This window comes from Nonomuraea sp. NPDC003727, assembly GCF_053586935.1.
This window is the reverse complement of sequence record NZ_JBSFNE010000007.1, coordinates 20,926-41,813: the sequence shown is the minus strand read 5'-3', so window position 1 is coordinate 41,813 and position 20,888 is coordinate 20,926. Positions and strand designations below refer to the sequence as shown.

Annotated in this window: 17 protein-coding genes; 8 read left to right on the top strand and 9 right to left on the bottom strand. The window is 70.9% G+C overall.

Annotated elements, in window-relative coordinates; all coding sequences use genetic code 11:
* Positions 1–60 precede the first annotated feature (60 nt).
* Together ACWDLG_RS18910 and ACWDLG_RS18905 are read left to right on the top strand one after the other, a co-directional pair.
* Positions 61–2,106 (top strand): PhoX family protein, encoded by a 2,046-nt coding sequence (locus ACWDLG_RS18910; RefSeq protein WP_449921528.1) that lies wholly within the window; start codon positions 61–63, stop codon positions 2,104–2,106.
* A gap of 144 nt (positions 2,107–2,250) precedes the next feature.
* Positions 2,251–4,125: an ABC transporter ATP-binding protein gene (locus tag ACWDLG_RS18905; RefSeq protein WP_449921526.1), complete on the top strand. Its 1,875-nt coding sequence runs from the start codon at positions 2,251–2,253 to the stop codon at positions 4,123–4,125.
* Here ACWDLG_RS18905 and ACWDLG_RS18900 read toward each other — a convergent pair.
* Positions 4,095–5,441, bottom strand: coding sequence for an MFS transporter (locus ACWDLG_RS18900; RefSeq protein WP_449921524.1), 1,347 nt, complete (start codon positions 5,439–5,441; stop codon positions 4,095–4,097). The genes ACWDLG_RS18905 and ACWDLG_RS18900 overlap by 31 nt on opposite strands.
* Before the next feature lie 72 nt (positions 5,442–5,513).
* On the opposite strand from ACWDLG_RS18900, the gene ACWDLG_RS18895 reads away from it, so the two are divergent.
* Both ACWDLG_RS18895 and ACWDLG_RS18890 read left to right on the top strand, forming a co-directional pair.
* Complete coding sequence (locus tag ACWDLG_RS18895) at positions 5,514–6,167, top strand: TetR/AcrR family transcriptional regulator (protein ID WP_449922137.1); 654 nt, start codon at positions 5,514–5,516, stop codon at positions 6,165–6,167.
* Between the two features lie 10 nt (positions 6,168–6,177).
* Positions 6,178–6,924: a methylenetetrahydrofolate reductase gene (locus ACWDLG_RS18890; protein WP_449921521.1), complete on the top strand. Its 747-nt coding sequence runs from the start codon at positions 6,178–6,180 to the stop codon at positions 6,922–6,924.
* Between the two features lie 16 nt (positions 6,925–6,940).
* Here the strand turns inward: ACWDLG_RS18890 and ACWDLG_RS18885 are convergent, their stop codons facing one another.
* The 4 genes from ACWDLG_RS18885 to ACWDLG_RS18870 all read right to left on the bottom strand — a co-directional run bounded on the left by ACWDLG_RS18885 (position 6,941) and on the right by ACWDLG_RS18870 (position 11,553).
* Complete coding sequence (locus ACWDLG_RS18885; RefSeq protein WP_449921519.1) at positions 6,941–7,318, bottom strand: VOC family protein; 378 nt, start codon at positions 7,316–7,318, stop codon at positions 6,941–6,943.
* A gap of 62 nt (positions 7,319–7,380) precedes the next feature.
* Positions 7,381–8,820 carry an MFS transporter gene (locus tag ACWDLG_RS18880; protein WP_449921516.1) on the bottom strand — a complete coding sequence of 480 codons (1,440 nt, stop codon included), beginning with the start codon at positions 8,818–8,820 and terminating at the stop codon, positions 7,381–7,383.
* 73 nt (positions 8,821–8,893) lie between these two features.
* Positions 8,894–9,556 (bottom strand): Crp/Fnr family transcriptional regulator, encoded by a 663-nt coding sequence (locus ACWDLG_RS18875; RefSeq protein WP_354919984.1) that lies wholly within the window; start codon positions 9,554–9,556, stop codon positions 8,894–8,896.
* The gene (locus tag ACWDLG_RS18870; RefSeq protein WP_449921513.1) at positions 9,553–11,553 is read right to left on the bottom strand and encodes an adenylate/guanylate cyclase domain-containing protein; all 2,001 of its coding nucleotides are present in this window, start codon (positions 11,551–11,553) and stop codon (positions 9,553–9,555) included. Before ACWDLG_RS18870 ends, ACWDLG_RS18875 begins: the two co-directional genes overlap by 4 nt.
* Positions 11,554–11,815: 262 nt before the next feature.
* On the opposite strand from ACWDLG_RS18870, the gene ACWDLG_RS18865 reads away from it, so the two are divergent.
* The gene (locus ACWDLG_RS18865; RefSeq protein ID WP_449921510.1) at positions 11,816–12,715 is read left to right on the top strand and encodes a hypothetical protein; all 900 of its coding nucleotides are present in this window, start codon (positions 11,816–11,818) and stop codon (positions 12,713–12,715) included.
* 102 nt (positions 12,716–12,817) lie between these two features.
* On the opposite strand, the gene purL is transcribed toward ACWDLG_RS18865, so the two are convergent.
* From purL to purS, 4 genes are all read right to left on the bottom strand, one after another.
* Positions 12,818–15,064, bottom strand: a complete 2,247-nt coding sequence (gene purL / locus ACWDLG_RS18860) for a phosphoribosylformylglycinamidine synthase subunit PurL (RefSeq protein WP_449921507.1) — start codon at positions 15,062–15,064, stop codon at positions 12,818–12,820.
* Positions 15,061–15,744 carry a phosphoribosylformylglycinamidine synthase subunit PurQ gene (gene purQ / locus ACWDLG_RS18855; RefSeq protein ID WP_449921505.1) on the bottom strand — a complete coding sequence of 228 codons (684 nt, stop codon included), beginning with the start codon at positions 15,742–15,744 and terminating at the stop codon, positions 15,061–15,063. Before purQ ends, purL begins: the two co-directional genes overlap by 4 nt.
* Positions 15,745–16,010: 266 nt before the next feature.
* On the bottom strand, positions 16,011–16,397 hold the full coding sequence (locus tag ACWDLG_RS18850; protein WP_354920068.1) for an ATP-binding protein: 387 nt from the start codon (positions 16,395–16,397) through the stop codon (positions 16,011–16,013).
* Positions 16,398–16,619: 222 nt separating this feature from the next.
* A complete protein-coding gene (gene purS / locus ACWDLG_RS18845) occupies positions 16,620–16,865 on the bottom strand; it encodes a phosphoribosylformylglycinamidine synthase subunit PurS (protein WP_449921503.1) in 246 nt (81 codons plus the stop codon).
* Between the two features lie 396 nt (positions 16,866–17,261).
* Between purS and pdhA the strand changes: the two genes are divergently transcribed.
* Genes pdhA through ACWDLG_RS18830 form a run of 3 tightly spaced genes read left to right on the top strand, consistent with a single transcriptional unit; the run spans position 17,262 to position 20,868 of the window.
* Positions 17,262–18,353, top strand: coding sequence for a pyruvate dehydrogenase (acetyl-transferring) E1 component subunit alpha (gene pdhA, locus ACWDLG_RS18840; RefSeq protein WP_449921500.1), 1,092 nt, complete (start codon positions 17,262–17,264; stop codon positions 18,351–18,353).
* Positions 18,350–19,330 (top strand): alpha-ketoacid dehydrogenase subunit beta, encoded by a 981-nt coding sequence (locus ACWDLG_RS18835; protein WP_449921498.1) that lies wholly within the window; start codon positions 18,350–18,352, stop codon positions 19,328–19,330. Before pdhA ends, ACWDLG_RS18835 begins: the two co-directional genes overlap by 4 nt.
* 14 nt (positions 19,331–19,344) lie before the next feature.
* The gene (locus ACWDLG_RS18830; RefSeq protein WP_449921497.1) at positions 19,345–20,868 is read left to right on the top strand and encodes a dihydrolipoamide acetyltransferase family protein; all 1,524 of its coding nucleotides are present in this window, start codon (positions 19,345–19,347) and stop codon (positions 20,866–20,868) included.
* Positions 20,869–20,888 lie beyond the last annotated feature (20 nt).

The window sequence follows — 20,888 nt, the reverse complement described above, 5'->3', positions numbered from 1 at the left end:
TCAGGTTTCAGCGCTCGCCGTAGCGTCCCGGCGGAACGACCGCATGAATCTGGAGGACCCGTGCCTAACCCGGGCAGGCTGCTGCCGTTGCTCTCGACCCCGCACAAGAGCGGTCGAAGTGCCCTGACGTGCCAATTCCGTTGCGGCAACGCGTGCGCACACGAAGTCGCCAACATCAGTGACAACACCTATTTCGGTGACATCGCCGCGCAGGCTCTGTCGCGTCGTGGCGTTCTGCGCGCGGGTGGCGTGGGCGCTCTCGGCGCGCTGGTCGTGGGCGCGGGAGCCGTACCGGCCTTCGCCGACCCCGAGATCGCCGGACAGCATGGTGACCCCGAGTTCGGGCGTGGTCGGCTGACCTTCACCCCGGTGGCGCCCAACACCGAGGACGCGTTGACCGTCCCCGACGGCTACTCCTCGTCGGTCGTGGTGCGCTGGGGCGACCCCGTGCTGCCGGACGCCCCGGCGTTCGACTTCGACAACCAGACGGCTGAGGCGCAGAGCAAGCAGTTCGGCTACAACTGCGACTTCGTGACCATGTTCCCGATGGGCCGCCACCGCGCGCTGCTGTGGGTCAACCACGAGTACTCCGACGAGAACCTCATGTTCCGCGGCTACACCGGCGGCGCCGCCGCCACCGAGGAGCAGATCAGGATCGGGCTGGCCGCGCACGGCGGCTCCGTCGTGGAGATCGAACGGGTGGGCAACACCGGCCAGTGGAAGCTGGTCACCAACGGTCGCCGCCGCTACAACCGGCGCATCACCGCTCAGACGCCCATGCGTTTCAGCGGCCCGGCCGCCGGTCACGAGCTGCTGAAGACGGGCGCCGACAAGGACGGCACCACGCCGGTCGGCATGCTCAACAACTGCGCCGGCGGCACCACCCCGTGGGGGACCGTGCTGACCGCCGAGGAGAACTTCGACCAGTACTTCGTCAACGGCGACAAGAACGACCCGAAGGTGACCCGGTACACGCTGCCGACCAGCGCGTCGGGCGGTCGCCGGTGGGACCGGGTCGAGGAGCGCTTCGACCTGGCCAAGCACCCGCACGAGGCCAACCGCTTCGGATGGATCGTCGAGATCGACCCGTTCGACCCCGACTCCACCCCGATCAAGCGGACCGCGCTCGGCCGCTTCAAGCACGAGGCCGCCAACACCACCCTGACCAAGGACGGCCGCCTGGCGGTCTACATGGGTGACGACTCGCGCTTCGAGTACATCTACAAGTTCGTGTCCAAGGAGCGCTACATCCCCGGTTTCGACCGGCACAACCGCAGGCTCCTCGACGAGGGCACCCTCTACGTCGCCAAGTTCACCGGCGACAGCCCCGCCGCGGAGATCGACGGCTCGGGCAAGCTGCCCTCCGACGGCGCCTTCGACGGCTCTGGCCAGTGGATCCCGCTGGTCAGCGGCGACAAGAGCTTCGTGGACGGCATGAGCGCGGCCGAGGTGCTGATCTTCACCCGCGTCGCGGCCGACAAGGTCGGCGCCACCAAGATGGACCGGCCCGAGGACATCGAGCGCAACCCGGTCAACAAGGCCGTCTACGTGGCGCTCACCAACAACTCCAACCGGACCGCCGCGCAGGTGGACGAGGCCAACCCGCGTCCCTCCAACAAGCACGGGCACGTGCTGGAGATCGTGGAGCGCCGCGACGACGCCGCGTCGACGACCTTCGCCTGGTCGCTCCCGCTGGTCTGCGGTGACCCGAACGACGCGGCGACCTACTTCGCCGGGTTCGACAAGACCAAGGTCTCGCCGATCTCCTGCCCCGACAACCTGGCGTTCGACAGGGACGGCAACCTGTGGATCTCCACCGACGGTAACGCGCTGAAGAAGAACGACGGGCTGTTCGTCATGCCGGTGCAGGGCAAGGAGCGCGGTTACGTCCGCCAGTTCCTGACCGTGCCGGTCGGCGCCGAGACGTGCGGGCCGATGGTCACCCAGGACCAGCGCAGCGTGTTCGTCGCGGTGCAGCACCCGGGCGAGGTGGACGGCGCCTCGCCCGAGGCCCCGGCCAGCCACTGGCCCGACGGCGGCGCGGCGCAGCCGCGGCCGGCGGTGGCGGTGACGTGGCACGTGGACGGCGAGAAGATCGGCTCCTAGCCGGTCGGCATCTGCCAGCCCGTGACCTTCCGGGGTCACGGGCTGGCGTCGTCCCCGGACCTTCCTGGAAAGGCGTCCTCCGGCGGCTCTTCCGGGCGTGGCGGGCTTGACCTCAAGTGAACTTGACCTTTTACCGTCGTCCCCATGGACATGGAAGTCACCGCCTGGAACCAGCTCTACGGCGCCATGAACGCCCGGCATGAGCGCCGCCCCTTCTCGCTGGCCACCCTCCGCAGGATCGGTGGTTTCGCCCGGCCGCACCGGGCCCGACTTGCCCAGTTCCTCCTCCTCAGCATCGTCATGGCCGCGCTGGCCGTCGCGGCCCCCGTCCTGGCCGGCCGGGTCGTCGACGCCATCGTCAAGGCCGAACCCTTCGACGTGGTCCTGGAGCTGGCCGCGCTCATCGCCGTGCTGGCGCTGGCCGAGGCGGGCCTCGGACTGCTCACCCGCTACCTGTCCGCCGGCATCGGCGAAGGCCTCATCCTCGACCTGCGCACCGCCGTGTTCGACCACGTCCAGCGCATGCCGATCGCCTTCTTCACCCGCACCCGCACCGGCGCGCTGGTCTCCCGCCTCAACAACGACGTGATCGGCGCCCAGCGCGCCTTCACCGACATCGTCTCCAGCGTCGCGGGCAACGTCGTCACCCTGGTGCTGACCCTGATCGTCATGATCGGCATCTCCTGGCAGATCACCCTGCTCGCGCTGCTCCTGCTGCCCGTCTTCGTGCTGCCGGCCCGGCGCATGGGCGGACGCATCGCCCGGCTGCGCCGCGAGGCCGCCGACCACAACGCCGCCATGGGCACCCAGATGACCGAGCGGTTCTCCGCTCCGGGCGCGACGCTGGTCAAGCTGTTCGGCCGCCCGGCCACGGAGTCGGCGGACTTTGCCGCCCGGGCCGGCAGGGTGCGCGACATCGGCGTCCGCACCGCCATGACCCAGTCACTGTTCGTCACGGCGCTGACCCTGGTCTCGGCGCTGGCCCTGGCCCTGGTGTACGGCCTCGGCGGCTTCTACGCCCTCGCCGGCCGGCTCGACCCCGGCTCGGTGGTCGCCCTGGCCCTGCTGCTGACCAGGCTCTACTCCCCGCTGACCGCGCTGGCCAGCGCCAGGGTCGACGTCATGAGCGCGCTGGTCAGCTTCGAGCGCGTCTTCGAGGTGCTCGACCTGGAGCCGCTCATCAAGGAGAAGCCCGGCGCCCGTGCGGTGCCCGACGGCCCGGTGTCGGTGGAGTTCGACGGCGTGCGCTTCGCCTACCCCTCGGCCGACAAGGTGTCGCTGGCCTCCCTCGAGGAGGTCGCCACCCTCGACTCGCGCGGCGGCGTCGAGGTGCTGCACGACGTCTCCTTCCGCGCCGAGCCTGGCCAGATGGTCGCCCTCGTCGGCTCGTCGGGGGCGGGCAAGTCCACGATCGCCCAGCTGCTGCCGCGGCTCTACGACGTGGACGAGGGGGCGGTGAAGCTGGGCGGGGTGGACGTGCGCGACCTGACGGCCGACTCCATCAGGGACACCCTCGGCATGGTCACCCAGGACGGCCACCTCTTCCACGACACGATCAGGGCGAACCTGCTGCTGGCCCGCCCCGAGGCCGCCGAGGACGAGATCTGGGACGCGCTGCGCAGGGCGAGGCTCGCCGGCCTCATCGAGTCGCTGCCCGACGGGCTGGACACGGTGGTGGGCGAGCGCGGCTACCGGCTGTCGGGCGGTGAACGGCAGCGCCTCACGATCGCCCGCCTGCTGCTGGCCCGCCCCAGGGTGGTCATCCTCGACGAGGCGACCGCCCACCTAGACTCGACGTCCGAGGCGGCGGTGCAGGAAGCCCTCGGCGAGGCGCTGGCCGGCAGGACCGCGATCGTCATCGCGCACCGGCTGTCCACCGTCCGCGCGGCCGACCTCATCCTGGTCGTCGAGGACGGCCGCGTGGTGGAGCGCGGGACGCACGCCACCCTGCTGGCCGCCGGAGGCAGGTACGCCGAGCTCCACAGGACTCAGTTCGAGGCGCCCGCCATCGCCGCCTGAGCCGTACGGCGCAGCGAGTAGAGGCTGACGGGGATGCCCACGGCCACGATGACCGCGGCGATCACCAGGGTGGACTGGTAGGCGGGCAGGAAGCCGGTGGCGACCTGCCTGGCGTTGAGGATGGCGCCCAGGACGGTGATGCCCAGCAGGCCGAACACCTCGCGGGAGACGTTCAGGACGCCGGCGGCCACGCCCGCTCTGTCCTGGGGGAGCGCGCCGAGGATCATCGTGGTCAGCGGGACCAGCATGCCGCCGCCCAGGCCGTACAGGAGGAACCAGGGCAGGACGTCGAGGTAGCCGCCGCCCGCGCCGACGAACGAGATGCCGAGCACGGCCGTCGCCATGAGCGCCAGGCCGAGGGCGACCGTGCGGCCGTTGCCGAGGAGGCGGGCCAGCCGCTGCGCCTGGATCGCGACGGCCGCCATGAGCAGGGCCATCGGGACGAACGCGGCGCCGGCCTCGACGGGGGAGAAGCCCAGGGAGTTCTGCAGCCACAGGGCGCTGAAGAAGTAGATGCCGAACACCCCGAAGGACCACAGGCCCATCGCGAGCGTCCCGCCGGTGAAGACCCGGTTCCTGAAGAGGCTCAGGTCGATCATCGGCTCGGCCGACCTGCTCTCGACGACCACGAACGCGACGGCGGAGAGTACCGTGACGGCGGCGAGCGGAAGCGTCCATCCCTCGATGAGCGCGTACGTCAGGGCGAAGAGCGTGATCGCGGAGGTGGCCAGGCCGGGCAGGTCGAGCGCGCGGCGCACGCGCTCGGCGTCGGGCCTGATGGCCCACACGGCCAGCGCGAGCGTGCCCACGCCGACCGGCACGTTGATCAGGTAGATCCAGCCCCAGTGCAGGTGCTCGCTGATGAAGCCGCCCGTCGCGGGTCCGAGCGCCATCGACAGCGCGCCTGACGCGGTCCAGATGCCGACCGCGGTCCCGCGCTCGCGCGGGTCGCGGAAGGTGGCGGAGATGAGCGCCAGCGCGGTCGGGGTGAGCAGGGCCGCGCCGACGCCCTGGACGGCCCGCGCGGCGATCAGCGTGCCGCCGTCGGCGGCCAGTCCCGCCCCCAGCGACGAGAGCGTGAAGACGGCGAGCCCGCTCAGGAACGTCGTCCGCCTGCCGAGCACGTCGGCCAGCCGCCCGCCGACCAGCATGAGCCCGGCGAACACCAGCATGTACCCGGTCGCCACCCACTCCAGGCCGGACAGCGTCAACCCCAGGTCCCGCTGGATCGTCGGGAGGGCCACGTTGACGATGTTGTTGTCCAGATACGTCATGAACGTGCCGAGGGTCACCGCGGCCAGCGCCCACCATCTCATCGCATAGCCTCCTATACGCCGTACTTGTACGCCGTACAGTTGAACTTGTACGGCGTATAGTTGTCAACCGTGATGGGAAAACTGACCGCTGAGGCGATCGTCGAGAAGGCGTTGGAGATCGGCGACGCCGAGGGGCTCGACGCGGTGACCATCCGGCGGCTCGCCACCGACCTCGGGGTCACGCCGATGGCGCTGTACTGGCACTTCAAGAACAAGGAGCAGCTGTTGATCGGCATGGCCGATCACCTGATCGCCGGGTTCACCCCCAAGGACGCCGGCGACCGCCCGTGGCACCAGGAGCTACGCGACCTCGTCCTCGGACTGATCAGGACGCTGCGCCGCTATCCCTGCGCCAAGAACGTGCTTGAACAGATCGACCAGACCACCGTGCCCAGCTTCCTCACCGTCTGGGACCGGGCGCTCGGCCTGGCCCACTCGGCCGGGTTCAGCCAGGAAGAAAGCTGCCTGATCACCAAGTACCTGCTGCAGAGCGCCATCTCCATCGCCGACGCGCCCGTCCACTTCCGGCCCGGCCGTACGCCGGAGGAGATCACCGAGCTGCTCAGGGTCAAGCGGCTGGGCCTGCAGTCGCTGCCCGCCGACACCTACCCGAACCTGGTGGCGATGGCGCGGCCCATGGTCGAGGGTGTCAGCGAGGAGTTCTACGACAGCTTCGGCGTCGATCTCGTACTCGGCGGCGTCGTCGCGCTGGCCGCCCGCCGATAGGCTGCCGGGCATGACTTTCCAGCTGGTCTGCGAGATCGAACCGCCTACCAAGCCCGACCTCACGCACGTCCGGCACCAGATCGGCACCCTGGGCAAGCTCGCCCATTCCTTCCTCATCCCCGACAACCACATCGGCAGGGCGACGGTCTCCAGCGTCGCCGTCGCGCACGAGGTCCAGGCCATGGGCGGGCGCAGCATCGCCTGCCTCAACTCGCGCGACCGCAACCTGCTCGGCCTGCGCCGCGACCTGCTGACCGCGGCCGCCTACGGGGTCGATCACTTCCTGTTCGTCTACGGCGACAAGCCCACGAGCGGCAACAGGACCAGCGACCTGACGGTCCGCTCGATGATCGAGGAGGCCAGGGAGTTCTCGCCGGCGTTCCGCGTCGGCGCGGCGGCGGGGCTGCGGCCGCTGCCCGCGTGGAAGCGCACGGCCGACTTCCTCTTCGTCCAGGTCAGCTTCTCGCTCGACGCGCTGCTCAGGTGGCGCGAGGCCAACCCCGTCGACGTGCCCGTCTACGCCGGGGTGATGGTGCTGGCCAGCCAGTCCCACGCCCAGCGGCTCGCCGCGGCCATTCCCGACATCGACATCCCCGAGGAGCTGGTGGAGCGCCTGGGCGACGACCGGATGGCGGGCGTGGAGGCGGCCTGTGAGCATGTCCTCAGGATCCGTGACTCCGGCGCCTTCGACGGCGTGCATCTCATCCCTGTCACCCGCTACCGCGACGTCGAGTCCCGCCTCCACGACACCCTCTGAGCGGCCGGTCGGGCGCTCAGTCCCACCGGCGGGCGTTGTCGGCGTTGATCCCGGGATCCTTCACCACGCAGAACGGCTGGCCCGCCGGGTCCCGCATCACCCACCAGTTGGGGGCCTGCCGGACGCGGGTCGCACCCAACCCTTCCAGCCGCGAGACCTCGGCCTCCAGGTCGTCGGTGTGGAAGTCGAGGTGCACGCGGGGCCCCCCGTCGTCCAGCCGCTGCACCAGGAGCCCGAACTCCTGGCCGGGCAGCATGCCGCCGTGGAACTCGGGATGCTGGGGAATGCGGGGCAGCTCGTGCCCCGTCGCGCCTCGCCAGAACGCCAGCGCCTCGTCGTGCTCGTCCCCAGGCACGTCGATCACGGCCAGGTGCAACCTGCTGTGGTGCGTCATCAGCCCTTCTTCCCGTGTGCCGCGCGCCGGCGATCCCGTCGTCGCACGATCTTCATGGCCGTTCATCGTACGGCGCGGGGGCCGCGGGCCAGTGCCGCGAACACGGCGCCCGCCAGCGCCACCCCGAACAGCACGCCGTACGTCAGCCGGAACCCGGCCATCAACTGCTCCACCGCCACCGGCGACAGCCGCGACAGCGTGCCCGCGTACACCTGCGCGCGCAACGACGGAGCGACCGCGCTGGTCAGCACGCTCAGCGACAGGCCCACGCTGAGCACGATCCCGACATTCATCACCATGAGCCGGAAGCCGTTCACCACGCCCAGGCTCCCCGCCGGCAGGGCGCTCATCACCTGCGTGGTGTTCCCGGTCAGGAACGTGCCGCTGCCGCATCCGGCCAGGAAGAGCCCCACCCCGATGATCCAGTACGGCGTGCCGGGCCGGGCCGTCGCCATCAGGACCGCCAGGCCGGCCGCGCTGAACAGCGACCCCCCGATCGACAGCGCGTACGGCGAGACGCGCCGCCCCAGCACGCCCGCGACGGGGGAGGCGAGCGCCATCCCGACGGGAACCGGCAGCACGGTCAGACCGGCGGTGAACGCGTCGACGCCGCGGGCCGCCTGGAAGTGCAGCGCCACCAGGAGGATCAGCGCCGCCCTGGCCAGCGCGTTGCAGAAGGAGGCCAGGTTGGCCCACGCCAGCATCCGGCCGCCGAACAGCCGCAGGTCGAGCACTGGATGCGCGGCCCGCCGTTCGACCAGGAGGACGAGCGGTGCCAGCACCGCGGCCACCACCGCGCCCACGACCACGACGGGACCGCCGTTGCCGATCTCGGACAGCGCCAGGAGGAGCGCGGTCAGCGTGGCGAAGATGAGCAGGTTGCCGAGCGCGTCCACGGGCTCACGCGGCCCTCGCGGCATCCCGCGCAGCGTGAGCGCCCCCCAGACCAGCGCGATCACCCCCGCGGGGACGTTCACCCAGAAGATCCACTGCCAGCCGGCCGCCTCGGCGATCAGGCCGCCGACGGTCGGCCCGGCGAGCTGCGCGATGGACAGCGTGCCGATGTAGACGCCCATGCCCTGGCTGAGGCGGTCCGGCGGGAAGGCGGCCGTGATGATCACTGTCCCGTTGGCCAGGATCATCGCCGAGCCGATTGCCTGTAACACCCGCATCGCGACCAGGAACCAGACGCCGGGCGCGAGGCCCGCCAGCAGCGAGCCGACCGTGAACAGCGCGAACCCGGCCAGGTAGACCTCCCTGCGGCCGAGCAGATCGGCGATCCTGCCGAAGAAGACCAGGCTGGCGGTGTTGACCAGGAGGAAGGAGAGCAGGATCCAGCCCGACTCGAAGGGGGTGGCATGGAAGTGGCGGACGACGGCCGGGAGGGCGACGTTGAGCGTGCTGCCGGCGATCCCGATCAGCACCAGGCCGAGGCTGGTCACCGAGCAGACACGCCAGGCGTAACGGAGTCGGCGGGCGTAGTCGGGGGAGACGGCGACCATGCTCCCACTATGACGTACGACGTACGTCCGCTTGATCCCGCCACCCCCGAGCCACGCGCGAGAAGCGATGCCGTCAACGGGCGCGTTTGCGCAGGCCCTCCAGGTCGTGGATCACCACCCGGCGCCGCCCCGTCTCGATCAGCCCCCGGTCGCGCAACGTCCGCAGCGCCTTGCTGACCGCCTCCCTGGACGCGCCCGTCCACCCCGCGAGCTCGTCCTGCGACAGCGGCAGCGCGACCCGCAGCCCGGTGCTCGTCTGCTCGCCGTACCGCTCGGCCAGCTCCACCAGCCGTGTCGCCACCCGCCCCGTCGTGTCGAACGCGCCGTACTCGACCCGCTTGCGGTCCGCGTCTCTCAGCCGCCCGGTGACCAGCTGCATCAGCAGCACCGCCACCCGCCCGTGCGCCCGCAGGAACCCGGCGAAGTCGCGGACCACCACCCCCGCCACCGGCTCCAGCGCCGTGACGGTCGCCGAGCGGGGCGAGCCGTCGATGGCCGACATGTCGCCGATCAGCCCGCCGGGCCCGCGCACCGCCAGCACGACCTCCGTCCCGCCGCTGGTGTGGGAGGACACCTTGACCCGCCCTTCGAGCAGCAGCAGCACCCAGTCGGAGGTGTCTCCCTCCGTCATCAGCACCTCGCCCCGCTCCCAGCGTCTGGGGCGACCGGCGGCCTTCAGGGCCTCGGTCTCGTCAGGGGTCAGCATGGACAGGAACTCTCCGGCCTCTGCGGTCATGACCCGATTATGCGGGGCAGGGCCGCCAGCACGTAGGCCTCCACCTCCTGTTCCTTCCCCTTCAACCGCAGCGCCCCGAGAGGTGTGGCCGTCACGCCGGCGCCGAGCTGGGCCAGAGTCGTGGCGCCGATCACCACCGTGCCGGGCTCCGCCATGGCCTCCAGCCTGGCCGCGACGTTCACCGCGTCGCCCATGGCGTTGAAGCCCCTCAGCTCCGGGCTGCCGATGTTGCCGACCAGCGCCATGCCGGTGTTGATGCCGACCCTGAAGGTCGGCCAGCCGTCGGCGGCGACTTGCCTGGCCGCCTCCTGCATGGCCAGGGCGGCCCGGCACGCGGCCAGCGCGTGGTCCTCCTGGGTGGCGGGCGCGTTGAAGAGCGCGAGCAGCGCGTCGCCCACGAACTGCACGATCGTGCCGCCGTTGCCGAGGATGCAGGGCACGGCCGCGGTGTGATAGCGGTTCAGCATCTCGACGATCTCCCCGGGCGTGACCCGCTCGGAGAACGTGGTGAACCCCTTGAGGTCGGCGAACAGCGCCGTCAGCTCGCGCAGCTCACCGCCGAGCGCGGCCTGCCCGGGGTCGGCCAGCAGGCGGTTGGCGACGTCGGGCGACATGTACTGCCGGAACAGCGTGTCGAGCTCGGCGTACAGGCGGGCGTTCTCCAGCGAGATCGACAGCTGGCTGGCCAGGGTCGAGGCCAGGGCCTCGTCCTGCGCGGTACGGCCGAGCGGCACCTCCAGCGCGCCCGCCAGATGCCCCTTCACGGTCAGCGGATAGGCGACCAGGCCCTCGCGCCTGATGGGCGCGGTGCCGTCGAAGACGTACTCGCGCGAGCCGATGCTCACCCTGCCGTCGGCGACCAGGCCGATGCGCACGTCGCCGTACGCCTGCCGTACCCGCTCCAGGGCGCCGGTCAGCAGGTCGGACTCGGCCAGCCGTACCCTCGTCTGCGTCCCGACGTCGACGAGCGCCGCGAGGCGCTCGGACAGCTCGCGCTCGCTGGCCAGCGCCTCTCCTGCGCGGTCGAGGACCGCCGCCTGGCCCTCGGTCAGCTGGAAGCGCCCCGCCAGCCGTACGGCAGGCAGCTTGGTGCCCTTGCGGACGTGCTCGACCAGCTCCTCCAGCGCCTGCTCGTACTGCGCCTGGATCCTGACCACCGTCGCCGACAGCGCCACCGAGTCGAACAGGCCGGCGCTCGACCCCTCGCGCCGGAACTGCAGGTAGGCGCTGTAGGCGACGAAGACGAAGGCCAGTGTCAGCAGGATGTGCCACTCCCACCACGACAGGTGCCAGTTGAGCTGGGACATCCCCGCGATCATGGCCTCGGCCAGCAGCGCGTAGGCGGTCATCAGGCTCACCAGGATCGCCGAGCGCCGCCTGCGGTGCAGGAGGAACATCATGACGCCGGCCGCGACGAACAACACCATGCCGGGCACCGAGAACCAGCCGAACCACGGGATGGGCGCCTCCGCCGGCGGCCTGCTCAGCGGCGTCAGTCCGGGCACCAGCGAGGCCACGCCCCACATCACCATGATTCCCAGCAGGACCGCTCTGATCAGGTCCTGCGCCGCCAGTACCGTCCTGGCCTGCCCCTCGCCGAGCGGGAACGCCGACGCGAAGGCGAAGACGGCCGCCACCGTCAGCCCGACCTGCTGGCCGACGTCGAACCCGAGGGAGGGCGCCGCGAGGATGATCTGCGGCGTCGCCAGGCCGTGCAGGAAGAAGAAGCCCGCGCTGCTCAGGAACACCATCGACACCAGGAACAGCCGCGCGTCCTCCCGCCTGCGCGCCGCCTCGCTGATCATCAGGCCCAGCACCACGTTGATGCCGGCCACGACGAGGATCATCCAGAAGTGGCTGGGGTTGTGCTGCCACCTCACGTTGATGCCGCCCGGGTCGGCGAGCAGCAGCCACAGCCCGAGCAGCGGCAGGACCAGGTGAATCGCCCACACCACCGCTCTGACGGGCTGGCTGGCGGGCGGCAGGTAGGTGTTCACGGACGATTATCCCCACGCCCGGGAGGAATCCAAGGCGTCGATTCACCGGCTCGGCGCGTTGGTCTGCCCGGGGCCTGGTCGCTCGTGACCGCTCCGAGAGTGTTCGCGGTTTCCGCCGACGGCTGACCGCCGGTCAATCTCGCCTGTCACCCTCCGTTTCGTGACATACACGTTATGTAGTGGCGTAATCCCTTGGAACGGTTGAAGCGTGAACCTCATGCACAACATGCGCACCATCTCTGTTCCATCTGGAAGGTATGCCGTGGCAATCAAGGTTCGCGGTGGGCGCGCGCTCACCCTCGCCACCGTCGGAGCGCTCGCCGCTTCGCTGTTCACCATCGGTGGCGTCGCCACCGCGTCGTCCGCCGCCAACGAGGTGCACGCCTGCGTGCACAAGAAGACCCGCTACGCCCGGATCGTCAACCCGGCGACGCCGTGCCGGACGACGGAGATCAGGGTGCTGATCGGGGGATCGTCCCCCAACGGGCTGGCCGGCACGCGCGAGCAGGGCCCGCAGGGTCCGGCGGGTCCGAAGGGCGAGACCGGTCCCCAGGGTCCGGCGGGCCCGGCCGGCAAGAACGGCGTCGACGGCAAGCCCGGCCCCCAGGGTCCCAAGGGGGAGACCGGTCCCGCCGGTCAGCAGGGCAAGCCTGGTGAGAAGGGCGAGCAGGGTCCCAAGGGTGAGACCGGGCCGCAGGGCAAGCCTGGCGAGCAGGGTCCGAAGGGTGAGACCGGTCCCGCGGGGCCGCAGGGCAAGCCCGGCGAGAAGGGCCCCGAGGGTCCGAAGGGCGACACCGGCCCCGCGGGGCCGCAGGGTCCCGCCGGTCCGAAGGGCGACAAGGGCGACGCGGGCGGCATCAAGTCGATCGTCGTCGTGAGCAAGAACTTCAGCGGCAAGGAAGGATCCGTCTCCTGCCCGGCCGATTCGGTGGCCACGGGCGGCGGCTTCTCCGGCGTCAACGGCACCGTCACGACCAGCGCGCCGTCGGTCTCCGGCGGCACCCCGACGGGCTGGGAGGTCGAGCTGAGCGGCGGCAGCCACGGCAACGACCTCGCGCCGCAGACGGCCACCACGCCGGGCACGGACACCAAGACCGTCACCGGCCAGGGCTCCGGCGGCGGCAGGGGCGGCACGGTCTACGCGATCTGCGCCGCCAAGTAGGAACGCCGCCAAGTAGGAACGCCGCGCAGGAGGAACCGCGCAGGAGGAACGCCGCGGGGGCCGGTACGGCATGCCGTACCGGCCCCCGCGAACGAAGGAACCTCAGCCGAACAGCGCGGGCAGCGCGCCCGTGTGGACCTCGCGCAGCTCGGAGACGGGCACCTCGAAGGCGCCCTCCACCACCAGCGACTCGCCGCCGGTCTCGCCGAGCCCGTAGCAGGGCACCTCGAACGACGCGCACAGCGCCGCGAACTCCTCGAAGTGCTCGGCCTTCACCGCCACCAGCGCCCGCGCCGACGACTCGCTGAACAGGGCGACGAACGCGTCTTCGGGCAGCGCGACCTTCGCGCCGACCCCCTGGGCCAGGCACGCCTCGGCCAGCGCGATCGCCAGGCCGCCGTCGGACAGGTCGTGCGAGCCGGCCACCAGGCCCTTCGCGGCCGCCTCGACCATGACGGAGGCCAGGCCCTGCTCGGCCACCAGGTCCACCTCCGGCGGCAGGCCGCCGAGGTGGTCGTGGGCGACGCGCGCCCACTCCGAACCGCCGAACTCGTCGCGGGTCTCGCCGAGCAGCGCGATGCGCAGACCCGGCTCGGTGAACCCGGAGCGGACACGCTTGGCGACGTCGTCGATGACGCCGAGCACGCCCACGACGGGCGTCGGGTGGATGGCCGCCGCGCCGGTCTGGTTGTAGAAGGACACGTTGCCGCCGGTCACCGGGACGCCGAGGGTCCGGCAGGCGTCGGCGAGCCCGCGGACGGCCTCGGCGAACTGCCACATGACCTCCGGGTCCTCGGGGGAGCCGAAGTTGAGGCAATTGGTGACGGCGAGCGGCCGCGCGCCCGTCACCGCGACGTTCCGGTACGCCTCGGCCAGCGCCAGCTGGGCACCCGCGTAGGGGTCGAGCTTGGCGTAGCGGCCGTTGCCGTCGGTGGCCAGCGCGATGCCGCGGGTCGTCGGCGTGGCGCCCTCCATGACCTCGGAGATGCGCAGCATGCCGGCGTCGGCGGGCTGGGCGAGCACCGTGTTGGAGCGGACGTACCTGTCGTACTGGGAGGTCACCCACTCCTTGGAGGCGAGGTTGGGCGAGCCGAGCAGCTGGAGCAGCGTGGCCTTCAGGTCGGCGGGCCGCGGCAGGTCGACGACCTCGTTCAGCGCGGCCTGGCCCGCGGGCTCGTGGAAGGGCCGCTCGTAGACGGGGCCCTCGTCGGCCGCGGTGCCCGGCGGGATGTCGACGATGACCGAACCGTCCCAGGTCATCACGAGCCTGCCGGTGTCGGTCACCTCGCCGATCACGACGGCGGGCACGTCCCACTTCTCGCAGATCGCCATGAAGGCGGGGATGTCGGACGGGGCCACCACGGCCATCATCCGCTCCTGCGACTCGCTCATCAGGATCTCCTCGGGCCTGAGCGAGGGGTCGCGGAGCGGGACCAGGTTGAGGTCGACGTGCATGCCGCCGGTGCCCTTGGCGGCCAGCTCGGTGGTGGCGCAGGAGACGCCCGCCGCGCCGAGGTCCTGGATGCCCACGACCACGTCGGCCGCGTACAGCTCCAGGCAGCACTCGATGAGCAGCTTCTCCATGAACGGGTCGCCCACCTGGACGGCGGGCCGCTTGGCCGAGGACTCGTCCTCGAACGTCGCCGAGGCCAGCACCGAGGCGCCGCCGATGCCGTCGGGGCCGGTGGAGGCGCCGAAGAGCACGACCTTGTTGCCCGGTCCAGGCGCGGTGGCCAGCTTGATCTGGTCCTTGCGCAGCAGGCCCACGCAGAGCGCGTTGACCAGCGGGTTGCCGATGTAGCAGGGGTCGAAGACGACCTCGCCGCCGATGTTGGGCAGGCCCAGGCAGTTGCCGTAGGAGGAGATGCCCTCGACGACGCCGGGCAGCACGCGCCGGGTGTCGGCCTGGTCGGCGCCGCCGAAGCGCAGCGCGTCCATGACCGCGATCGGGCGCGCGCCCATCGACATGATGTCGCGCACGATGCCGCCGACGCCGGTCGCCGCGCCCTGGTGCGGCTCGACGTACGACGGGTGGTTGTGCGACTCGATCTTGAAGGTGGCGGCCCAGCCGTCGCCGATGTCGACGACGCCGGCGTTCTCGCCCATGCCGACCAGCAGCGCCTCGGACGCGGGCGCCTTGCTGGCGAACTGGCGCAGGTGCACCTTGGACGACTTGTACGAGCAGTGCTCGGACCACATGACCGAGTAGATGGCCAGCTCGGAGGAGGTGGGACGGCGGCCGAGGATCTCGCGGACCCTGTCGTACTCGTCCTGCTTCATTCCCAGCTCGGCGAACGGCATCGCCTCGTCGGGCGTGTCCGCGGCTCGCTTCACCGTGTCGAGGCTCATGCGTTCACCAGCTTCTTGAGGATGGAGGTGAAGAAGCCGAGGCCGTCGGTGCTGGGGGCGCCGACCAGTTCCTCGACCGCGTGTTCCGGATGCGGCATGAGACCGACGATGTTGCCCGCCTCGTTGCAGATGCCCGCGATGTCGTCGAGCGAGCCGTTGGGGTTGCCGCCGAGGTAGCGGAAGACCACCTGGCCGTTGGCCTCCAGCTCCTGGAGCGTCTCGGCCGAGGCGACGTAGCGCCCCTCGCCGTGCTTGACCGGCAGCACGATCTCCTGGCCGGGCGCGTAGTCGGCGGTCCAGGCCGTCGCGTTCGTCTCGACCTTGACGCGCTGGTCGCGGCAGACGTAATGCAGGGAGGCGTTGCGGGTGAGTGCGCCGGGCAGCAGGTGCGCCTCGCACAGGATCTGGAAGCCGTTGCACGTGCCGAGCACCGGCAGCCCGCCGCGGGCGGCGGGGACGAGCTCCTCCATGATCGGGGCGAACCGCGAGATCGCGCCGCAGCGCAGGTAGTCGCCGTAGGAGAAGCCGCCGGGCAGGAAGACCGCGTCGACTCCCTTCAGATCGTGGTCGCCGTGCCAGAGCGGCACCGCCTCCGCGCCCGCCAGCCGTACGGCACGGGCTGCGTCCTGGTCGTCGAGAGTTCCTGGAAACGTGACAACGCCCACACGGGCAGCGCTCATGACTTTCGTCCCCTCCGGAGGAATGCGCACGCCACGCCACCGTCTCATGGTGTGGACGGCGGTCTGCGGCGGTGCCTCCAGGGTATCGGCTGCTGCCCGATGCCCTCTCGCGGCCTGTCAGGAAGGCGGCCGACCTGCGGGGAAGCGGCTCAGGGACCTGCGGGGAAGCGGATCAGGACCTGCGGGGGAGCCGGACCAGGACCTGGGAAGGGAAGCGGATCAGGGCCTGCGGGGAAGCCCGATCGGGACCTGACGGGGGAAGCGGATCAGACGGCGGCGAGCTCGCGGGGGCGGGCGCCTTCCTCGTGGTCCCACGCCAGGTGCTTGCGCAGGTGGACGGTGGTGCCGCGGCCGGGCGTGATGCCGAAGGAGATCTCGTCGACGACGGAGCGCATGATGAGCAGACCGCGACCGTTCTCCGTCTCGGGCGGCGGGTAGTGCAGCGGCATCGACGGCAGGCCGGTGCCCGCGTCGGCCACCTTCACGTCGCAGCGGCCGTAGCCGATGGACGCGCTGACCTCGTACCTGTTGGCGGGACCGCCATGGCGCACCGCGTTGGAGCAGGCTTCCGACACGGCCAGCAGCATGTCGGAGATGCAGCTCTCGCTCACGCTGAGTGAGCGCATCGCGTCACCTAGCACCCGTCTGACCATCGGTATGCCGATCGCATCCCGCGGCAGCGCCAACGAGAACTCAATGTCCACCGGACTCCTCCGAGTGCGGGAATCTCACCTGGAGGAGGTTTCCCCGTGAAATCAGGGCTAACCGCAAAATCACGTTGTTGTTATTTAGTGTTGGTAAGCCCGTGGGATTGTGGCACGGCCAAACCCGGCTTTAAACCGCGATGGTGATTTCTGGCCGCCAAATGTGCCGTTCTACCCCTCGACCCGCACGGTGTACTCCTCGATCACCGTGTTGGCCAGCAGGGTCTCGGCCATCTTCCGGACCTCCGCGAGGGCCGCCTCGTCGGCGACGCCCTCCACTTCGAGCTCGAACCGCTTGCCCTGGCGCACCTGGGAGACGCCGGAGAAGCCCAGGCGCGGCAGCGCGCGGGCGATGGCCTGGCCCTGCGGGTCGAGGATTTCCGGCTTGAGCATGACGTCGACGATGACGCGCGCCACGGCGCTCCTCCTGAAGCTGAGGTACGGGGTTGCGGCGTTCAGCCTAACGCCCCGCCCGTGGTGAACCCGCCCCACCCCTGCCTCCGACCTCTCCATCCGGCCCCACACCGCCTCTGACGAGACCGGCCCGCGTGTCGGGCGCGGGGTTGGCGCGGGGCTGGGCTCTCTTGACCTGCCGTTGGGGATCCGGACGGCTGCCAACGTGATCCCCGCCGGGAAGGTTCGTGCACGATCCACCGGGAACGGGGAGGACATGGGGCTTGCGCGTAGGGCTGTGACCTCTGCCACCATGTCCCCAAACGCGTACGAACCACCACCAGATGGGCCGTACGCCAGAAAGGCCGGGAAAAGTATGGCAACCCCAGCGAACCGGCCCCGACCGCACAGGAGTGGCACGTGACCGTCGACGCCTCTCGTGGTGCAGAAGCACCCCCAGAGCTCGTGCAGTTGCTCACCCCCGAAGGGGAGCGGATCGAGCACCCCGACTATGACATCGACCTGACGCCCGACGACGTGAGGTCGCTGTACCGCGACCTGGTGCTCGTCCGCCGCGTGGACCTGGAGGCCGTGGCCCTGCAGCGCCAGGGCGAACTGGGCATCTGGGCCTCGCTGCTCGGCCAGGAGGCCGCGCAGATCGGCTCGGGCAGGGCGCTCACCGACGCCGACATGGCCTTCCCCACCTACCGCGAGCACGGCGTCGCCTGGTGCCGCGACGTCGACCCGGTGAAGCTGCTGGGCCTGTTCAGAGGGGTCAACCACGGCGGGTGGGACCCGTCCGAGCACAACTTCCACCTCTACACGATCGTCATCGGCAGCCAGACCCTCCACGCGGTCGGCTACGCCATGGGCATCCAGCGCGACGGCGCCAACGCCGCCACGATCGCCTACTTCGGCGACGGCGCCACCTCCCAGGGCGACGTCAACGAGTCGTTCATCTGGGCCAGCGTGTTCAACGCCCCGATCGTCTTCTTCTGCCAGAACAACCAGTGGGCGATCTCCGAGCCGCTGGAGAAGCAGACGCGCATCCCGCTCTACCGGAGGGCGTCGGGGTTCGGCTTCCCCGGCATCCGGGTGGACGGCAACGACGTCTTCGCCTGCCTGGCCGTCACGAGGAAGGCCCTGGAAGCCGCGAGGACCGGCCAGGGGCCGACACTGATCGAGGCCTTCACCTACCGGATGGGCGCGCACACCACGACCGACGACCCGACCCGCTACCGGGTGGCCAGCGAGCTGGAGGCGTGGAAGCTCAAGGACCCGATCGAGCGCCTCAAGGCGTACCTGTTCAAGAACGAGCTGGCCGACCAGGAGTTCTTCGACTCCATCGACGCGGAGGCCGAGGACCTCGGCGCCGACCTGCGCAGGCGCTGCCTGGAGATGCCCGACCCCGGGCCGCTCGACATCTTCGACCACGTCTACAGGGAACCCCACGCGCTGATGGAGCAGGAGCGCGCCCAGTACGCCGCCTACCTGGAGGGCTTCCAGTCATGACCATGCTGACCCTCTCGAAGGCGATCAACGAGGGCCTGCGCAGGGCGATGGAGGACGACCCGAAGGTCCTCATCATGGGCGAGGACGTCGGCAAGCTCGGCGGCGTCTTCCGCGTGACCGACGGCCTGCAGAAGGACTTCGGCGAGGACCGCGTCATCGACACCCCGCTGGCCGAGTCGGGCATCATCGGCACCGCCATCGGCCTGGCCCTGCGCGGCTACCGGCCGGTCTGCGAGATCCAGTTCGACGGGTTCGTCTTCCCGGCCGCCGACCAGATCATCACCCAGCTGGCCAAGATGCCGCTGCGCTCGCTGGGCGCCATCAAGCTGCCCGTCGTGGTCCGCATCCCGTGCGGCGGCGGCATCGGCGCGGTCGAGCACCACAGCGAGTCCCCCGAGGCGCACTTCACACACACCGGCGGCCTGCGCGTGGTCGCCTGCAGCAACCCGGCCGACGCCTACACGATGATCCAGCAGGCCATCCGCAGCGACGACCCGGTGATCTTCTTCGAGCCCAAACGCCGCTACTGGGAGAAGGCCGACGTCGACACCACCGCCACCGACTGGTGGGCCCCCTTCGACCGGGCCGCCGTGGTACGGCCGGGCGACGACGTCACGCTGTTCGCCTACGGGCCCATGGTCAAGACCTGCCTGGAGGCCGCCGCGTCCGCCCAGGAGGACGGCCGTTCCGTCCAGGTGGTCGACCTGCGCTCGCTCAACCCGCTCGACTTCCCCACGGTCATGGAGTCGGTGCGCAGGACGGGCAGGGCGGTGGTCGTCCACGAGGCGCCGGTCTACAACGGCTTCGGCGCCGAGCTCGCGGCCAGGATCACCGAGGAGTGCTTCTACCACCTGGAGTCCCCCGTGCTGCGGGTCGGCGGCTTCTCCACCCCCTACCCGCCGTCGAAGCTGGAGGAGCACTACCTGCCCGACCTGGACAGGATCCTCGATGCCGTCGATCGTACCTTCACCTACTGAGAGGGGGATCTCGAATGCGTCGTGAATTCAAGCTCCCCGACGTGGGAGAGGGCCTCACCGAGGCCGAGATCGTCCGCTGGCACGTCAAACCGGGCGACTCCGTCAAGGTCAACCAGATCGTCGTGGAGATCGAGACGGCCAAGTCGATCGTCGAGCTGCCGTCCCCCTGGGCCGGCGTCGTCGCCGAGCTGATGGCGGAGGAGGGGCGGACGGTCGACGTCGGCGTGCCGATCATCGCGGTCGACACCGACGAGCCCGCTCCCGCAGGTACGGCGGCGCCCGCCCCCGGGGAGCCGGCCGGCCGGGCCGCCGCACTGGCCGACGACATGGTGCCGAGCCCGCCCGCCGAGGGCGCCGTCGAGCCGGGCGTGCACGGCAGCCCCGCGCCCAAGGAGGAGCGCACTCCCGTCCTGGTCGGCTACGGCGTCAAGGCCGGTGCGGCCAAGCGCCGTCCCCGTAAGAAGGCCACCACGCCTCCCGCCGCCTCCACCTCCGCCCCCGCCGGGCCGCAGGCCGTCCGGGCTCCGGCGCCGCCTGCTGCTCCGGCGCCGCCCGCTGCTTCGATGCCGCCCGCTGCTTCGGTGGCCAACCCCGAGCGGGTGGCCGTCCCCGGGCCCGGCGCCGCCCAGCCGCTGCCCGAACCCTGGCCCGCCGGGGGACGGGTGACCCCGCTCGCCAAGCCGCCGGTCCGCAAGCTGGCCAAGGACCTGGGTGTGGACCTGGCGACGCTGCGCGGCACGGGCCCGCAGGGCTCCATCACCCGCGACGACGTGCATGCCGCCGCGCAGGCCGCCACCGCGCCGCGGACCGCCGAGCCCGCCCGCCTCGCGCCGCGGGACGGGGAGGAGCGCATCCCCGTCAAGGGCGTGCGGAAGATGACCGCGCAGGCGATGGTCGCCAGCGCCTTCACCGCGCCGCACGTCACCGAGTTCCTGCAGGTGGACGTCACCGAGACGATGGCGGCCGTCCAGCGGCTCAAGCAGCTTCCCGACTTCGCCGAGGTCAGGGTCTCGCCGCTGCTGCTGGTGGCCAAGGCGGTCCTGGTGGCCGCCCGCCGCTATCCGATGATCAACTCGGCGTGGGACGAGGCCGCCCAGGAGATCGTGGTCAAGCACTACGTGAACCTCGGCATCGCCGCCGCCACACCGCGCGGGCTGGTCGTGCCGAACATCAAGTCCGCCCACACGCTCGACCTGCCGGGCCTGGGCAGGGCGCTGGGCGAGCTGACGGAGACGGCACGGGCGGGCCGTACGCAACCGGCCGAGATGGCCGGCGGCACGATCACGATCACCAACGTGGGCGTGTTCGGCGTCGACACCGGCACCCCGATACTCAACCCCGGCGAGTCGGCGATCCTGGCCTTCGGCCAGGTCAAGGACGCGCCGTGGGTGGTGGACGGGCAGCTGGCGGTCAGGAAGGTGACCACGCTCGCGCTGTCGTTCGATCACCGGATCGTCGACGGCGAGCTCGGCTCGCTGTTCCTGCGCGACGTCGGCGCGATGCTCGAGGACCCGCTGCGCATGCTGGCCTGGAGCTGAGCTCAGGACGCCGACGGGCG

What these genes read in the sequence shown, in the direction of transcription:
- ACWDLG_RS18875 (WP_354919984.1), bottom strand. Translation starts at nt 9,556, where the DNA reads ATGACCGCAGAGGCCGGAGAGTTCCTGTCCATGCTGACCCCTGACGAG.
- purQ (WP_449921505.1), bottom strand. Translation starts at nt 15,744, where the DNA reads ATGAGCGCTGCCCGTGTGGGCGTTGTCACGTTTCCAGGAACTCTCGAC.
- ACWDLG_RS18885 (WP_449921519.1), bottom strand. Translation starts at nt 7,318, where the DNA reads ATGACGCACCACAGCAGGTTGCACCTGGCCGTGATCGACGTGCCTGGG.
- ACWDLG_RS18835 (WP_449921498.1), top strand. Translation starts at nt 18,350, where the DNA reads ATGACCATGCTGACCCTCTCGAAGGCGATCAACGAGGGCCTGCGCAGG.
- ACWDLG_RS18890 (WP_449921521.1), top strand. Translation starts at nt 6,178, where the DNA reads ATGACTTTCCAGCTGGTCTGCGAGATCGAACCGCCTACCAAGCCCGAC.
- ACWDLG_RS18900 (WP_449921524.1), bottom strand. Translation starts at nt 5,441, where the DNA reads ATGAGATGGTGGGCGCTGGCCGCGGTGACCCTCGGCACGTTCATGACG.
- ACWDLG_RS18905 (WP_449921526.1), top strand. Translation starts at nt 2,251, where the DNA reads ATGGACATGGAAGTCACCGCCTGGAACCAGCTCTACGGCGCCATGAAC.
- ACWDLG_RS18880 (WP_449921516.1), bottom strand. Translation starts at nt 8,820, where the DNA reads ATGGTCGCCGTCTCCCCCGACTACGCCCGCCGACTCCGTTACGCCTGG.
- ACWDLG_RS18895 (WP_449922137.1), top strand. Translation starts at nt 5,514, where the DNA reads ATGGGAAAACTGACCGCTGAGGCGATCGTCGAGAAGGCGTTGGAGATC.
- ACWDLG_RS18850 (WP_354920068.1), bottom strand. Translation starts at nt 16,397, where the DNA reads ATGGTCAGACGGGTGCTAGGTGACGCGATGCGCTCACTCAGCGTGAGC.
- purL (WP_449921507.1), bottom strand. Translation starts at nt 15,064, where the DNA reads ATGAGCCTCGACACGGTGAAGCGAGCCGCGGACACGCCCGACGAGGCG.
- ACWDLG_RS18830 (WP_449921497.1), top strand. Translation starts at nt 19,345, where the DNA reads ATGCGTCGTGAATTCAAGCTCCCCGACGTGGGAGAGGGCCTCACCGAG.